Below are 14,184 nucleotides of genomic sequence, written 5' to 3' on the forward strand. Positions count from 1 at the left end.
GAATTTTAAGGACCCACAGATAATGGCTATCGAAATCAAAGCCCCGTCATTCCCGGAATCGGTTGCCGATGGCACCGTTGCCACTTGGCATAAGAAACCAGGCGAAGCTGTAAAGCGTGATGACCTGATCGTCGACATCGAGACCGACAAAGTCGTTCTGGAAGTGTTGGCCGAAGCTGACGGCGTGCTTGGCGCAATCGTTGCCGAAGAGGGCGCTACCGTCCTGTCCAACCAGGTACTGGGCTCGATCGAAGAGGGCGGCGCTGCTGCCGCTGCTCCGGCCGCCGCCGCTGCGCCTGCCGCTGCCCAGGCCGCTGCTCCAGCTGCCGATGGCGAAGACGATCCAGTCGCTGCCCCGGCCGCGCGCAAGATCGCCGAAGAGAACGGCATCAACATCGCCTCCGTTGCCGGCACCGGCAAGGGTGGTCGCGTGACCAAGGAAGACGTGGTTGCCGCCGTTGCCGCCAAGAAAGCCGCGCCAGCCGCTGCTCCGGCCAAGGCTGCTGCGCCTGCCGCTGCCGCGCCAGTGTTCGCTGCCGGTGACCGTGTTGAAAAACGCGTTCCGATGACCCGCGTTCGCGCTACCGTGGCCAAGCGTCTGGTCGAAGCCCAGTCGAACATGGCGATGCTGACCACCTTCAACGAAGTCGACATGACCGAAGTCATGGCCCTGCGTTCGAAGTACAAGGATCTGTTCGAGAAGTCCCACAACGGCGTACGCCTGGGCTTCATGTCGTTCTTCGTCAAGGCTGCCACCGAAGCGCTGAAACGCTTCCCGGCCGTCAACGCGTCGATCGACGGTTCGGACATCGTCTACCACGGCTACGCCGATATCGGTGTTGCTGTTTCCAGCGACCGTGGCCTGGTGGTTCCAGTACTGCGTAACGCCGAACTGATGAGCCTGGCCGAAATCGAAGGCGGCATCGCCACCTTCGGCAAGAAGGCCCGTGACGGCAAGCTGTCCATCGAAGAGATGACCGGCGGTACGTTCACCATCACCAACGGTGGTACATTCGGTTCGATGATGTCGACCCCGATCGTCAACCCGCCGCAAGCGGCTATCCTGGGCATGCACAACATTCTGCAGCGTCCTATGGCGATCAATGGTCAGGTCGTGATTCGTCCGATGATGTACCTGGCACTGTCCTACGATCACCGCCTGATCGACGGTAAAGAAGCCGTGACGTTCCTGGTAACCATCAAGAACCTGCTTGAAGATCCGGCTCGTTTGCTGCTGGATATCTGATTTTCGCCGCGAGGGCCGGTCTGTTGTGACCGGCCTCTTGCTGAAACAACCGGTTTCGTCCCACGACGGTCACCACAAGTGACCGTTCGGTTTGATTCGAAAAGGAATGACTCATGACTCAGAAATTCGACGTGGTAGTGATTGGTGCGGGCCCTGGCGGCTACGTAGCGGCCATCAAGGCTGCGCAACTGGGCCTCACCACTGCCTGCATCGAGAAATACACCGACAAAGAGGGCAAGCTGGCCCTTGGCGGTACTTGCCTGAACGTCGGTTGCATTCCCTCCAAGGCGCTGCTGGACAGCTCCTGGAAGTTCCACGAAGCGCAAGACGGCTTGGCCATTCACGGTATTGGCGGTGTCAACCGCGAAAATGTCACCATTGACGTGCCTGCCATGGTTGGCCGCAAAGCCAACATCGTCAAAGGCCTGACCTCGGGTGTTGCCACCCTGTTCAAGGCCAACGGCGTGACTTCGATCCAGGGCCACGGCAAGCTGCTGATGGGCAAGAAAGTCGAAGTGACCAAGCCAGACGGCTCGGTTGAAGTGATCGAAGCCGAGAACGTCATCCTGGCGCCAGGCTCGCGTCCGATCGACATTCCGCCGGCTCCGGTCGACCAGAACGTGATCGTCGATTCCACCGGTGCCCTGGAATTCCAGAGCGTGCCAAAACGCCTGGGCGTGATCGGCGCCGGCGTGATCGGCCTCGAGCTGGGTTCGGTATGGTCGCGCCTGGGCGCGCAAGTGACCGTCCTGGAAGCCCTCGACACCTTCCTGATGGCCGCCGATGCCGCGGTCTCCAAGGAAGCGCTGAAAACCCTGACCAAACAGGGCCTGGACATCAAGCTGGGCGCTCGCGTGACCGGTTCGAAGGTCAACGGCGAAGAAGTCGTGGTCAACTACACCGACGCCAATGGCGAACAGACCATCACTTTCGACAAGCTGATCGTTGCGGTCGGCCGTCGTCCGGTGACCACCGATCTGCTGGCTGCCGATAGCGGCGTGGACCTCGACGAACGCGGTTTCATCAAGGTTGATGATTTCTGCGCCACCACCGTACCGGGCGTCTTCGCCATCGGTGACGTGGTTCGCGGCATGATGCTGGCGCACAAGGCGTCCGAGGAAGGCATCATGGTCGTCGAGCGCATCAAGGGCCACAAAGCCCAGATGAACTACGACCTGATCCCTTCGGTTATCTACACCCACCCGGAAATCGCATGGGTCGGCAAGACCGAGCAGGCCTTGAAAGCCGAAGGCGTTGAAGTTAACGTCGGCACCTTCCCGTTTGCAGCCAGTGGCCGTGCCATGGCAGCCAACGATACCGGTGGTTTCGTGAAAGTCATCGCCGATGCCAAGACGGATCGCGTATTGGGCGTTCACGTCATTGGCCCGAGCGCTGCCGAGCTGGTACAGCAAGGCGCGATCGGCATGGAATTCGGCACCAGCGCTGAAGATCTGGGCATGATGGTCTTCTCCCATCCGACCCTGTCCGAAGCCTTGCACGAAGCGGCCCTGGCCGTAAATGGCGGCGCCATCCACGTGGCCAACCGCAAGAAGCGTTAATAGACAATAAGAAACCACGGCGGTATGGCCCGTCGTGAGCCTTGCGAGCAAGACTCACCGCGGAATATCCGCTGGACGCAGCCTTGCGTAGCTGCACCGGTTAACTGGAAAGCTACGCAAGCAGCAGTCACAGGTGGTGCGGCACCAGAACGGTGCAGCACCGAATGCGCAGTACCTAACGAAGACGGTAATAAGCATGAATCTTCACGAGTATCAGGGTAAGCAGCTGTTCGCTGAGTACGGCCTGCCAGTATCCACCGGTTACGCGGTAGACACCCCGGAAGCGGCAGCAGAAGCTTGCGACAAAATCGGCGGCAGCGAATGGGTTGTCAAAGCCCAGGTTCACGCCGGTGGTCGCGGTAAAGCGGGCGGCGTCAAGCTGGTTCGCAGCAAAGAAGACGCCAAAGCCTTCGCACAGCAGTGGCTGGGCAAGCGTCTGGTGACTTACCAGACTGACGCCAACGGTCAGCCAGTCACCAAGATCCTGGTTGAATCGTGCACTGATATCGCTAAAGAGCTGTACCTGGGCGCTGTCGTTGACCGTTCGAGCCGCCGCATCGTGTTCATGGCTTCCACCGAAGGTGGCGTGGACATCGAGAAAATCGCTCACGATACCCCTGAGAAAATCCTCAAGGCCACCATCGATCCACTGGTTGGCGCACAGCCATTCCAGGGTCGCGAGCTGGCATTCCAGCTGGGCCTGGAAGGCAAGCAGGTCACTCAATTCGCCAAGATCTTCGTAGGTCTGGCCAAGCTGTTCCAGGACCACGACCTGGCACTGCTGGAAGTGAACCCGCTGGTGATCAAGGCCGACGGCGACCTGCACTGCCTCGATGCCAAGATCAACATCGACGCCAACGCCATGTACCGTCAGCCTAAGCTGAAGACTTTCCACGATCCGTCGCAAGACGATCCGCGCGAAGCGCACGCTGCCAAGTTCGAACTGAACTACGTAGCCCTGGAAGGCAACATCGGCTGCATGGTCAACGGTGCCGGCCTGGCCATGGGTACCATGGACATCGTCAACCTGCATGGCGGCAAGCCAGCCAACTTCCTCGACGTGGGCGGTGGTGCTACCAAGGAACGCGTAACCGAAGCGTTCAAGATCATCCTGTCCGACACTAACGTCGCTGCAGTACTGGTCAACATCTTCGGCGGCATCGTTCGCTGCGACATGATTGCCGAAGGCATCATCGGCGCCGTGAAAGAAGTCGGCGTGAAAATCCCGGTTGTTGTTCGCCTCGAAGGCAACAACGCTGAGCTGGGCGCTAAAGTACTGGCAGAAAGCGGTTTGAACATCATCGCTGCTACCAGCCTGACCGACGCTGCTCAACAAGTCGTTAAAGCTGCGGAGGGCAAATAATGAGCGTCCTGATCAATAAAGACACCAAGGTTATCTGCCAGGGCATTACCGGTTCGCAAGGTAGTTTCCACACCCAGCAAGCCATCGAATACGGCACCAAGATGGTTGGCGGCGTAACACCAGGCAAGGGCGGCACCGAGCACCTGGGCCTGCCAGTGTTCAACACCGTGAAAGACGCTGTAGCCGCAACTGGCGCCACCGCCAGCGTGATCTACGTTCCAGCTCCTTTCTGCAAGGACTCCATCCTTGAAGCAGCGTTCGGCGGCATCAAGCTGATCGTCTGCATCACCGAAGGCATCCCGACCATCGACATGCTGGAAGCCAAGGTCAAGTGCGACGAGCTGGGTATCACCCTGATCGGCCCTAACTGCCCAGGCGTGATCACTCCAGGCGAATGCAAGATCGGCATCATGCCAGGTCACATTCACTTGCCAGGCAAGGTCGGTATCGTTTCCCGTTCCGGCACCCTGACCTACGAAGCTGTGAAGCAGACCACTGACGCCGGTTTCGGTCAGTCGACTTGCGTCGGCATCGGCGGTGACCCGATCCCGGGTTCGAACTTCATCGACATCCTGAAGCTGTTCCAGGAAGACCCGAAGACCGAAGCGATCGTCATGATCGGTGAGATCGGCGGTTCGGCTGAAGAAGAAGCGGCAGCCTACATCAAGGCCAACGTGACCAAGCCGGTTGTTTCCTACATCGCTGGTGTGACTGCTCCTCCGGGCAAGCGCATGGGCCATGCTGGCGCAATCATCTCTGGCGGCAAAGGCACTGCAGACGAGAAATTCGCTGCACTGCAAGACGCAGGCGTGAAAACCGTGCGTTCGCTGGCAGACATCGGCAAGGCCCTGGCCGAGCTGACTGGCTGGGAAATGAAGAAGTAAGCTTCGGCTGACTTTTTGTTCCAGCAACAAAGGCCACCTTCGGGTGGCCTTTGTCGTTTCTGGCCCTTGAGAATTCATGTGTTGTGGCGGCGGCTCTTGTGGCGAGGGAGCTTGCTCCCGCTCGGCTGCGAAGCAGTCGTAAACCAGGCAACGCATTTTGTCTGAATGAATACGGTCGCCTGTATGGGGGCTGCTTCATCGCAGCCCAGCGGGAGCAAGCTCCCTCGCCACGGGGGGCTGGCTCCTGAAAATTCCGCCGCGAGCCGAAAAATAGATACGTAAACGCGACACTGGAATGTCGCGTATCGGATAGTTCGCCCCTTAACAGTGCGTTTTTTCGCTAAATTCGTTAGGCTAGCAGCCATTTTTGCGACCGCTGCCCACAAGGAAGCGCCGCGCTAAACGGGTCGGTCCCATACGGATCGGCAGCATTTCCCTCACCCATAAGGGAAATCCCTCTCTAAATTCCGATTCAGTAGTGTGGTTTCCTTAATGAAAGTGTTGAAAGGCCAGGACATCCTGGCGCTTGGTTTCATGACATTTGCCCTGTTCGTCGGGGCCGGCAACATCATCTTCCCGCCTATCGTCGGTTTGCAGTCCGGGCCTCATGTCTGGATGGCGGCGCTGGGCTTTTTGATCACGGCGGTCGGGCTGCCGGTCATCACGGTCGTTGCACTGGCCAAGGTGGGCGGGGCAATGGATGCCTTGAGCAGCCCCATCGGCAAAGTCGCCGGTGGGTTGCTGGCGGCGGTGTGCTACCTGGCCGTCGGCCCGTTGTTCGCCACGCCGCGTACCGCCACCGTTTCGTTCGAAGTCGGCTTGGCGCCGTTGACCGGTGAAAGCCCGCTGGCCCTGTTCCTCTACAGCGCAGCGTATTTCCTGCTGGTGTTTTTCATCTCGCTCTACCCGGGCCGCCTGCTGGACACCGTCGGGCGCTTTCTCGCGCCACTGAAGATCATCGCCCTGGCCGTGCTCGGCATCGCGGCGTTTGCCTTGCCCGCGGGTGATATCGGCGTGGCGACCCCCGAGTACATCGCGGCGCCGTTCTCCCAAGGATTCATCAACGGCTACCTGACCATGGATACCCTGGGCGCCTTGGTGTTCGGCATTGTCATCGTCAACGCGATCCGTTCCCGGGGCGTCGAGTCGCCGGCCTTGATCACCCGCTACGCGATCATCGCCGGGCTGATCGCCGGGGTGGGCCTGGCGCTGGTCTACGTCAGCCTGTTCCGCCTCGGTTCCGGCAGCCATGAGGTGGCCGCAGGGGCGACCAACGGCGCCGCTGTGCTGCATGCCTACGTGCAACACACCTTCGGCAGCCTGGGCAGCGGTTTCCTTGCCGTGTTGATCTCCCTGGCGTGCCTGGTGACCGCAGTCGGCCTGACCTGCGCCTGCGCCGAATACTTCAGCCGTGTCCTGCCGCTGTCCTACAAGACCCTGGTGGTGATCCTGGCGGCGTTTTCGCTGCTGGTGTCCAACCTGGGCCTGACCAAGCTGATCGCGTTCTCGATTCCGGTTCTCACCGCGATCTATCCACCGTGCATCGCCCTAGTGGCCCTGAGCTTCTGCAAGGACTTCTGGCACGAGCAGGGGCGCATCGTTGGCCCGGTGATGCTGGTGTCGTTCCTGTTTGGCCTGATCGACGCGCTCAAGGGCGCCGGCCTGGCAGACTGGATGCCGACGCAACTGGCCCACCTGCCGCTCAGCGAGCAGGGCCTGGCCTGGCTGGTGCCTTCGGTGATGACCCTGGCGGTCGCGGTGGTGTGCGATCGCCTGCTGGGCAAGCGCAGCGAAGCGTTGGCTTAAGCGGCTACAGGCAGATTCATCGGCAAGAACCGAAATGCCCCGTATCAATCGATACGGGGCATTTTTTTTGAGTGCAGTGTCTTTTTCCGTGGGCTAACGTCGAAGCAGTGTCTTGAAAGGCTTGCACAAAACCTTGTGGGAGCTTGCTCCCACAGGTCGGCATTTCAAGGCAAGTCTGGCTTTAGACGTCATGTTTTTAGACATACAGGAAATCGAATGTCATTCATCCAAGCCAACCTGATCCACCTGCTTGCCGCCGCCTGGTTCATTATCTGCTGGGCGGGCTACACCCGTTATGCCACCTGGAAGGCGCGCGACACGGCGTGCCTGGCCAGCGTGATGCACCTGTACCGCGAAGACTGGATGCGCCGCATGCTGCTGCGTGAGAACCGTATCGCCGATGCCAGCGTGATCGGCAACCTGGAGCGCAACGCATCCTTCTTCGCCTCCAGCACATTGATCATCCTGGCCGGTATCCTGACGGTACTCGGGGCGTCCGATCGGGCGGTGTCGTTGCTGGCGGACATACCCTTGGTGCAGCAGGCGTCCCAGGGCATGGCGGAGGTCAAGTTGCTGTGCCTGGCACTGGTGTTCGTGTATGCGTTCTTCACGTTCAGTTGGTGCATGCGCCAGTACAACTTCGCGGCAGTCCTGATTGGCTCAGCGCCGATGATTGGTGAGCGGCATGTGTCGGAGCAGGAGCGCAAGGCCTTTGCACTAAGGGCTGCGCGGGTCATTTCCATGGCCGCCAACCAGTTCAACTTTGGCCTGCGTTCCTATTATTTCGGCATGACCATGTTGGCGTGGTTCGTCAGCCCCTGGTTATTCATGTTGATGAGTGCCGGCGTGGTGTTCGTGCTGTATCAGCGCGAGTTTCACTCCGATGTGCTGGACGTGATGGTCTATACCCCCACCGAAGCGCCAGTGTCCGAGGTGGGCAAGGAAGCGGCCTGACAGGCGGTGCCGCCAAATCGCAGGCAAAAGAAAACCCGCATCAGGCGGGTTTTCCTTCACTGCTAAAACCGTATCAGTTGGTTTTAGGCGCGGTAGCAGGTGCTTCCTGCTGGGCGGCACTGTTCGATTCAGACTGAGCTTTGGCGGCTTCGGCGTTTTCTTTCGCCGCTTCGTTCACTTTATCCTGTGCTTCGCCCATTTTCTGCTGGGCTTCTTGGGAGTGTTGGTTGGCATCTTGAGCTTTGTCCTCGGATTTTTTATCGCAGGCAGCGAGGCCGAGGGAAGCGGCCAACATCAAGGCAATAGCAAAAGTCTTACGCATGGGGTGTTTCTCCTTATGGAAATAACTACTGGCCTTTTGAACGCCACCCCTCGGATTAAGTTCCTGTTGTGTAACAGATATATAACTTTGCCCTGCAATGGAACTTTGTGCATCGCGCCTGTTGCCAGGTCTCGTCACTCATTGGAGCGTTGATCGAATGGCCGAAGACCCCGTTTTTGAGCGTGCCACACGTTTTTTATCCGCACTCAGGCATTGCCAGGTGCTGGGCTTGAAGTTGCACAGTGCCAGTCGTGACGGGCTGACGGTCATCCTGCCGTTCAGCCCGCAAATCGTCGGCAATCCCCTGACGGGCATCATCCATGGCGGGGCGTTGACCTCATTGATGGACACCGCCTGTGGTATGTCGACCCTGTGTGTGCTGCCGCAATTCGAAGTCTGTCCCACCCTCGACCTGCGGATCGACTACATGCACGCTGCCGAGCCCCACAAGGATGTCTACGGCTTCGCCCAATGCTATCGGGTGACCCCGGACGTGATCTTCACCCGGGGTTTCGCCTACCAGGACGATCCCGAGCAACCCATCGCCCATGTGGTGGGCACCTTCATGCGCCTGGGCCAGCATGCCAGGGGAATGGGGAAGGGCGGTCCGATGACCGCTGTGGGCCAGCCATGACCGATATCCTCCAGGAACAACTGCGCCGTGCCTGCGAGCAGGGCGACTACGCGCTGCTGCTCGCCTCGATTCCCTATGCCCAACTCATCGGCGTCGAATGCACGCGCCAGGGCGACGACTTGTTGTTTCGCCTGCCAGCCAACAAAGACAACATTGGTAACCCTTTACTGCCGGCCATCCACGGTGGGGTCATCGCCGGTTTCATGGAACTGGCCGCTGCCGTGCATTTGTTGATCGCCACGGGTACGTCGGGCATACCGAAAATCATCGATTTCTCCCTGGATTACCTGCGCACCGGACAGTTTCGCGACACCTACGCCAAATGCCAGGTCTGGCGCCAGGGCCGGCGGGTCGCCAACGTCGCGGTCACCGCCTGGCAAGACGTCGAGGCCGAACCCATCGCCACTGCCCGGGCCCATTTCAAGATCCAGGAACCGTCGAAACCGGATCGCCCTTGAGCTGATCACTCGGAGCTTGGTGAAGTTGACGATGGCATTTTCTTTTGTTCGATCCGGAAGGTCAGATAGTTTGAGGCGAAGATAATCACTGCGCCGACCAATACCCAGATTTCAAGAGGCTCACCGTAGAGAAGAAAACCAACGACGGCAATGAGTGGCACCCTGAAAAAATCAATCGGGATGGCAATGGAAGCTTCCATGACGCTCAGCGCCTTGGCCATGGCGAAGTGCGCACTTAAACCCGTTATACCCAACAGCAGGATCCAGGGGATGCAGGCGAGCGTAGGGGTACGCCATTGTGCCAGGGACAGACCAAGGCCCAAGGGCAATTGTAGAAGCACCATCCAGATCACGATGATGGCGGGACTGCTGGTCAACGTCAGTTTTTTCACCATGATGATGGATGTTGCGTAGCCCATGGCGGCCAGAAGAACGATGAACGCGGCGGGTTCAATGCTATCAAGGCCGGGCCTTAGAACGACCAGGACACCCAGGAAACCGCCGATGGCGGCGAATACCCTGGCGGTGGAGAGTTTTTCCTTCAAGAATAAAAACGCCAGGAGGGAGACCCATATCGGGGTGGTGAACTCCAGGGCAAAGACCTTAACCAACGGAAGTGATGCCACGCCAATGGTCCAGGCATATTGTCCGGCGAAGTGAACCGCGTTCCTGCCAATCTGTAGACCCAGGTCACGGGCTTGTTTGAGCTTGGCGCGCTGTTGGTAAATAACCGGAAAAACAATGATCAGTCCAACCAAGGACCTGAAAAACAGGATCTCGAAGATCGACATGAACTTGGAAAGCTCTCGCGCCGCGACAGCCATGCCTATGAATGAAAGCAGGCTTGCTGCCATCCATAATGCTCCACCTAATGGCAGCTTTACCTGATGCATTGACGCTCCTTTTTATTCGGCCATTGTTCTTCGTGAACCGCCGCCGGGTATTAAAGCAGCGATTATCCGTGGCTCAGGCAATTTCTTCGCAACGCATTTCGTCAGTACCCGGCCAGGCGCCAGAGGCGGGTCGCCAACGTCGCGATCACCGCCTGGCAAGACGTCGAGGCCGAACCCATCGCCACTGCCCGGGCCCATTTCAAGATCCAGGAACCGTCAAAACCGGATCGCCCTTGAAATCATCAGCGTTGCCCCCACCTTGAGGACATCCCGCCGCCAATCTCAGCGAGGCGGACACCACCATCCACTTGGAGTTTGATGACCATGAGCGTGGAAACTCAAAAGGAAACCCTGGGCTTCCAGACCGAGGTGAAGCAACTGCTGCACCTGATGATTCACTCGCTGTATTCCAATAAGGAAATTTTCCTTCGCGAGTTGATTTCGAACGCCTCTGACGCTGTCGACAAATTACGTTTCGAAGCCCTTTCCAAGCCTGAATTGCTGGAAGGCGGCGCTGAGCTGAAAATCCGTGTGAGCTTCGACAAGGACGCAAAAACCGTCACCCTCGAAGACAACGGCATCGGCATGAGCCGCGAAGAGGTGATCACGCACCTGGGCACCATCGCCAAGTCCGGCACCGCCGACTTCATGAAGAACCTGTCCGGCGACCAGAAGAAAGATTCCCACCTGATCGGCCAGTTCGGCGTCGGTTTCTATTCCGCGTTCATCGTGGCCGACCAGGTCGAAGTGTTCAGCCGCCGTGCCGGCCTCGCTGCGAGCGAAGGCGTGCACTGGTCGTCCAAGGGCGAGGGCGAGTTTGAAGTCGCCACCGTCGACAAGGCCGATCGCGGCACCCGCATTGTGCTGCACCTCAAGTCCGGCGAAGACGAGTTCGCCGATGGCTGGCGCCTGCGCAACATCATCAAGAAGTACTCCGACCACATCGCGCTGCCAATCGAGCTGCCGAAGGAAGTCACCGCTGCCGAAGGCGAAGAAAAGCCTGAAGTGGAATGGGAAACCGTCAACCGCGCCAGTGCCCTGTGGACCCGTCCGCGCACCGAAGTGAAAGACGAGGAATACCAGGAGTTCTACAAGCACATCGCCCACGATTACGAGAACCCGCTGAGCTGGAGCCACAACAAGGTCGAAGGCAAGCTGGAGTACAACTCGCTGCTGTACGTGCCGGCCCGTGCGCCGTTCGACCTGTACCAGCGCGAAGCGCCACGCGGTCTGAAGCTGTATGTCCAGCGTGTGTTCGTGATGGACCAGGCCGAGTCGTTCCTGCCGCTGTACCTGCGTTTCATCAAGGGTGTGGTGGATTCCAACGACCTGTCGCTGAACGTGTCGCGGGAAATCCTGCAGAAAGATCCGATCATCGACTCCATGAAGTCGGCGCTGACCAAGCGTGTGTTGGACATGCTGGAAAAACTGGCGAAGAACGAGCCCGAGCAGTACAAGAGCTTCTGGAAAAACTTCGGCCAGGTCATGAAAGAGGGCCCGGCCGAAGACTTCGCCAACAAAGAGAAGATCGCCGGCCTGCTGCGCTTTGCGTCGACCCAGGGTGACGATGGCGAACAAGTCGTAGGCCTGGCCGATTACCTGGCCCGCGCCAAGGAAGGCCAGGACAAGATCTACTACCTGACCGGTGAAACGTATGCTCAGGTCAAGAACAGCCCGCACCTGGAAGTCTTCCGCAAGAAAGGCATCGAAGTGCTGCTGCTGACCGACCGCATCGACGAGTGGCTGATGAGCTACCTCAACGAGTTCGACGGCAAGAGCTTTGTCGACGTGGCCCGTGGTGACCTGGACCTCGGCAACCTGGATTCGGAAGAAGACAAGAAAGCCGCCGAAGAAGTCGCCAAGAGCAAGGAAGGCCTGGTCGAGCGGATCAAGACCGCCCTGGGCGATGCTGTCAGTGAAGTGCGCGTCTCGCACCGCCTGACCGATTCCCCGGCGATCCTGGCCATCGGTGAGCAGGACCTGGGCCTGCAAATGCGCCAGATCCTCGAAGCCAGCGGCCAGAAAGTCCCGGACTCCAAGCCGATCTTCGAATTCAACCCGGCCCACCCGTTGGTGGAAAAACTCGACAACGAGCAGAGCGAAGAGCGTTTCGGCGATCTGTCGCACATCCTGTTCGACCAAGCGGCCCTGGCGGCTGGCGACAGCTTGAAGGACCCGGCGGCGTATGTACGCCGCCTGAACAAGCTGTTGGTTGAACTGTCAGCTTAATCACGTGCAGGAAAAACCCGCTTCGGCGGGTTTTTTCATTTCTGGTGTTCCGATTGAAGAGGAGTCCGTCATGAGTCAGGTTACGGTTCGTTCGCTGGTCTATCAGATTGAAGGTCAAACCTATGAAGGCCGCCTGGCCTTCGACATTAGCCAGCAGGGCTCGCGCCCGGGGTTGCTGATGGCGCCGAATTGGATGGGCGTAGGGGCGGGGGCCGAGGACATCGCCAGATCGGTGGCGGCCAACGGTTATGTGGTGTTGATCGCCGACCTGTACGGGCAGACGGTCCGCCCGAGCAATGCCGATGAGGCGGGAGCGGCGATGATGCCCCTCAAGAACGACCGGGCGTTGTTGCGCAAGCGCATGCAGGCGGCGCTCGAGCAACTGCAGAGCCAGGACGAAGCGCAGGTCGATGCTTCCAGGCTGGCCACGTTCGGCTTTTGCTTCGGTGGCTGCTGCGCCCTGGAACTGGCCCGCAGCGGCGCACCGCTGAAGGCGGCGATTTCCTTCCACGGCACCCTGGATACACCGAACCCGGCCGATGCGCAGAACATCAAGGGCGCGGTGTTGGTGATGCATGGCGCCTCCGACCCGCTGGTGCCCAAAGAGCAGCTACCGGCTTTCGAAGATGAAATGAACGCCGCTGGGGTGGATTGGCAATTGCTGAGCTACGGCGGTGCAGTGCATTCGTTCACCGACCCGCAGGCCAATGTGCCGGGCAAGATGATGTACAACGCCAAGGTCGCCGGGCGGGCGTTCCGGTCGATGCATAACCTGTTGGATGAAGTGTTCAAGGGCTGAGTGCTTCAAGCAAACCCCGTGGCGAGGGAGCTTGCTCCCGCTGGGCTGCGTAGCGGCCCCGTTTTTTCTGCGGTTGCTGCGCAACCGAGCGGGAGCAAGCTCCCTCGCCACGGGATGTTGTGAATCTAGGGCAACTCGATCCGCTCACTTTCCCCTGGCACGGTCGGCCAGTCTCCGGCTGCCCAGCGTCGACGGGCATCGTCGATCCGTGCCGGGTCGCTGGAGACGAAATTCCAGTTGATCCGTCGCGGTCCGTCCAGCGGTGCGCCGCCGAACAGCACGGCATGGCAGTCGCTCTCTGCAAACAGCGTCATTTCTTCCCCGCTTGGCAGTATCACCAACGAGTGGGGTTCCACCGGCTCACCGCCCAGCGACGCCTCGCCGTTCAAGACATACAGCGCCCGCTCTGCATGCTCGGTGGGAATCAGCAAGGTCGTCGCGGTCAGCAGGTTCAGTTCGGCGTAAAGCGTCGGCGACAGCACCGGCACCGGTGATTCCAGGCAAAAGCCCGACCCGGCGATCATCCGGATGCTGACCCCCAGGTTCTCGCTGACGGGCAGGCTGTGTGCCGGGTGATGGCTGTAGTGCCCGGGGCCTTGTTCGTGGGCCTTGGGCGAGGCCAGCCAGACTTGCAAGCCGTGCATGACGAACGCGTTGCCCAGCAATGACTCGGGGGTGCGCTCGACATGGGCGATGGCGCTGCCTGCGGTCATCCAACTGACATCCCCGGCGTCCACCACCTGGTCGGAACCCAGGCTGTCCTTGTGCTGGAGTTTTCCTTCGAACAGGTAGGTGAGGGTGGACAGGCCGATATGCGGATGTTGGCGGATGTTCATTCCTTTGCCCGCCGGGTAGGTGGTTTGCAGCATGTGATCGAAGAACACGAAAGGCCCGACGCTGCGGCATTTGGCGGACGGCAGCGGGCGAAGAATCGGCTGGCCTTCGACATCTTCGGCGCGGGGGCGAACGGTCAGGGGAGTGGTCATGTTGTTTTCCAGGTTGAACAACGGTTGCATGAAGCATAACCCGTCGTCGGC

Annotated in this window: 13 protein-coding genes and 1 pseudogene; 11 read left to right on the top strand and 3 right to left on the bottom strand. The window is 59.5% G+C overall.

Annotated features, from left to right (window positions below; translation table 11 throughout):
- The first annotated feature begins 22 nt into the window (after window positions 1-22).
- The 6 genes from odhB (at window position 23) to BM300_RS22515 (ending at window position 7,812) form a co-directional block, all read left to right on the top strand.
- On the top strand, window positions 23-1,246 hold the full coding sequence (gene odhB, locus BM300_RS22490; protein ID WP_072345690.1) for a 2-oxoglutarate dehydrogenase complex dihydrolipoyllysine-residue succinyltransferase: 1,224 nt from the start codon (window positions 23-25) through the stop codon (window positions 1,244-1,246).
- A gap of 113 nt (window positions 1,247-1,359) precedes the next feature.
- On the top strand, window positions 1,360-2,805 hold the full coding sequence (gene lpdA / locus BM300_RS22495) for a dihydrolipoyl dehydrogenase (RefSeq protein WP_092147830.1): 1,446 nt from the start codon (window positions 1,360-1,362) through the stop codon (window positions 2,803-2,805).
- Window positions 2,806-3,001: 196 nt separating this feature from the next.
- The gene (gene sucC / locus BM300_RS22500; protein WP_003179235.1) at window positions 3,002-4,168 is read left to right on the top strand and encodes an ADP-forming succinate--CoA ligase subunit beta; all 1,167 of its coding nucleotides are present in this window, start codon (window positions 3,002-3,004) and stop codon (window positions 4,166-4,168) included.
- Entirely contained in the window at window positions 4,168-5,052 is an 885-nt protein-coding gene (gene sucD, locus BM300_RS22505) for a succinate--CoA ligase subunit alpha (protein WP_003179236.1), read from the top strand. Before sucC ends, sucD begins: the two co-directional genes overlap by 1 nt.
- Window positions 5,053-5,544: 492 nt before the next feature.
- On the top strand, window positions 5,545-6,858 hold the full coding sequence (gene brnQ, locus BM300_RS22510) for a branched-chain amino acid transport system II carrier protein (RefSeq protein WP_063324845.1): 1,314 nt from the start codon (window positions 5,545-5,547) through the stop codon (window positions 6,856-6,858).
- Between the two features lie 216 nt (window positions 6,859-7,074).
- A complete protein-coding gene (locus BM300_RS22515; RefSeq protein ID WP_063324846.1) occupies window positions 7,075-7,812 on the top strand; it encodes a DUF599 domain-containing protein in 738 nt (245 codons plus the stop codon).
- Window positions 7,813-7,885: 73 nt separating this feature from the next.
- On the opposite strand, the gene BM300_RS22520 is transcribed toward BM300_RS22515, so the two are convergent.
- Window positions 7,886-8,134: a hypothetical protein gene (locus BM300_RS22520; RefSeq protein ID WP_063324847.1), complete on the bottom strand. Its 249-nt coding sequence runs from the start codon at window positions 8,132-8,134 to the stop codon at window positions 7,886-7,888.
- 157 nt (window positions 8,135-8,291) lie between these two features.
- Here BM300_RS22520 and BM300_RS22525 point away from each other — a divergent pair, with 157 nt between their 5' ends.
- Window positions 8,292-8,768, top strand: coding sequence for a PaaI family thioesterase (locus BM300_RS22525; protein ID WP_092147835.1), 477 nt, complete (start codon window positions 8,292-8,294; stop codon window positions 8,766-8,768).
- Window positions 8,765-9,226, top strand: coding sequence for a PaaI family thioesterase (locus BM300_RS22530; RefSeq protein WP_092464079.1), 462 nt, complete (start codon window positions 8,765-8,767; stop codon window positions 9,224-9,226). Before BM300_RS22525 ends, BM300_RS22530 begins: the two co-directional genes overlap by 4 nt.
- A 5-nt stretch (window positions 9,227-9,231) precedes the next feature.
- Here BM300_RS22530 and BM300_RS22535 read toward each other — a convergent pair whose 3' ends face one another.
- The gene (locus tag BM300_RS22535) at window positions 9,232-10,119 is read right to left on the bottom strand and encodes a DMT family transporter (protein WP_092224689.1); all 888 of its coding nucleotides are present in this window, start codon (window positions 10,117-10,119) and stop codon (window positions 9,232-9,234) included.
- Between the two features lie 117 nt (window positions 10,120-10,236).
- Here BM300_RS22535 and BM300_RS22540 point away from each other — a divergent pair.
- The 3 genes and pseudogenes from BM300_RS22540 to BM300_RS22550 form a co-directional block, all read left to right on the top strand.
- A pseudogene (locus tag BM300_RS22540) lies at window positions 10,237-10,356 on the top strand (PaaI family thioesterase); the annotation flags it as partial.
- 87 nt (window positions 10,357-10,443) lie between these two features.
- A complete protein-coding gene (gene htpG / locus BM300_RS22545) occupies window positions 10,444-12,348 on the top strand; it encodes a molecular chaperone HtpG (protein WP_092348827.1) in 1,905 nt (634 codons plus the stop codon).
- Window positions 12,349-12,418: 70 nt separating this feature from the next.
- The gene (locus BM300_RS22550) at window positions 12,419-13,147 is read left to right on the top strand and encodes a dienelactone hydrolase family protein (protein WP_092464082.1); all 729 of its coding nucleotides are present in this window, start codon (window positions 12,419-12,421) and stop codon (window positions 13,145-13,147) included.
- Between the two features lie 125 nt (window positions 13,148-13,272).
- Here BM300_RS22550 and BM300_RS22555 read toward each other — a convergent pair whose 3' ends face one another.
- Window positions 13,273-14,133 (bottom strand): pirin family protein, encoded by an 861-nt coding sequence (locus BM300_RS22555; protein ID WP_092464113.1) that lies wholly within the window; start codon window positions 14,131-14,133, stop codon window positions 13,273-13,275.
- Window positions 14,134-14,184: the final 51 nt, after the last annotated feature.

The organism is Pseudomonas sp. NFACC46-3 (assembly GCF_900114515.1).
GTDB lineage: Bacteria > Pseudomonadota > Gammaproteobacteria > Pseudomonadales > Pseudomonadaceae > Aquipseudomonas > Aquipseudomonas fluorescens_Q.